Source organism: Pseudoduganella buxea, from assembly GCF_009720835.1.
Classification (GTDB): Bacteria; Pseudomonadota; Gammaproteobacteria; order Burkholderiales; family Burkholderiaceae_D; genus Rugamonas; species Rugamonas buxea.
Genome location: NZ_WNKZ01000314.1, coordinates 1 through 255 on the forward strand (window position 1 = coordinate 1; position 255 = coordinate 255).

1 rRNA gene is annotated in these 255 nt (G+C 49.0%); it reads left to right on the forward strand.

Annotated elements, in window-relative coordinates:
* A 23S ribosomal RNA gene (locus tag GM672_RS30300) occupies nt 1-255 on the forward strand; the annotation flags it as partial.

Here is a 255-nt window from a genome sequence, read left to right on the forward strand (position 1 = left end):
ATGGGAAGCAGGTTAATATTCCTGCACCGTCGTATGATGCGATGGGGGGACGGATCGCGGAAGGTTGTCTGACTGTTGGAATAGTCAGTTTCTGATTCATAGAAGGTACTTAGGCAAATCCGGGTACATAATTCAAGGGATTGGGACGAGCGAACTTGTTCGCGAAGCAATCGGAAGTGGTTCCAAGAAAAGCCTCTAAGCTTCAGTCATACGAGACCGTACCGCAAACCGACACAGGTGGGCGAGATGAGTATT